Raw genomic sequence first — 1202 nt, 5'->3', positions numbered from 1 at the left:
GGGACTAACACCGATATGCTTTGGGGAGCCGTAAGTAGGCTTTGATCCAAAGATTTCCGAATGGGGAAACCCACGGTTCGTAATGGAACCGTATCGTTATCTGAATACATAGGGTAACGATGGCAGACCCGGGGAACTGAAACATCTTAGTACCCGGAGGAAGAGAAAGCAAACGCGATTTCCTAAGTAGCGGCGAGCGAAACGGAAACAGCCCAAACCAGAAAGCTTGCTTTCTGGGGTTGTAGGACACTCCTTTGGAGTTACCAAGAAAGAAGATAGATGAATCGATCTGGAACGATCAGCCAGAGCGGGTAAGAGCCCTGTAATCGACATCTTCTTTCCTCCGGAGTGGATCCTGAGTACGGCGGAACACGAGGAATTCCGTCGGAATCCGGGAGGACCATCTCCCAAGGCTAAATACTCCCTAGTGACCGATAGTGAACCAGTACCGTGAGGGAAAGGTGAAAAGCACCCCGGAAGGGGAGTGAAATAGAACCTGAAACCGTGTGCCTACAAGTAGTCGGAGCCCATTTATGGGTGACGGCGTGCCTTTTGTAGAATGAACCGGCGAGTTACGACCGTATGCGAGGTTAAGCTCATAGAAGCGGAGCCGCAGCGAAAGCGAGTCTGAATAGGGCGAGTGAGTATGCGGTCGTAGACCCGAAACCGTGTGATCTACCCATGTCCAGGGTGAAGGTCAGGTAACACTGACTGGAGGCCCGAACCCACGCAAGTTGAAAATTGCGGGGATGAGGTGTGGGTAGGGGTGAAATGCCAATCGAACACGGAGATAGCTGGTTCTCTCCGAAATAGCTTTAGGGCTAGCCTCAGAATAGAAAGTCCTGGAGGTAGAGCACTGATTGGACGAGGGGCCCCTACCGGGTTACCGAATTCAGTCAAACTCCGAATGCCAGTGACTTTGTTCTGGGAGTCAGACCATGGGTGATAAGGTTCATGGTCGAGAGGGAAACAGCCCAGACCGCCAGCTAAGGTCCCCAAGTGTGTGTTAAGTGGAAAAGGATGTGGAGTTGCTTAGACAACCAGGATGTTGGCTTAGAAGCAGCCATCATTGAAAGAGTGCGTAATAGCTCACTGGTCGAGTGACTCCGCGCCGAAAATATACCGGGGCTAAACACACCACCGAAGCTGCGGATAGATCCGTATGGATCTGTGGTAGGAGAGCGTTCTAAGGGCTGCGAAGT

The 1202-nt window shown here is 51.8% G+C and carries 1 rRNA gene; it reads left to right on the top strand.

The features are described from left to right. A 23S ribosomal RNA gene (locus IEV27_RS19730) occupies window positions 1–1202 on the top strand; the annotation flags it as partial.

It is taken from the genome of Halobacillus andaensis (assembly GCF_014636475.1).
Classification (GTDB): Bacteria; Bacillota; Bacilli; order Bacillales; family Halobacillaceae; genus Halobacillus_A; species Halobacillus_A andaensis.
The sequence above is the reverse complement of the archived record's forward strand: the minus strand, read 5'-3'. Positions and strand labels throughout refer to the sequence as shown.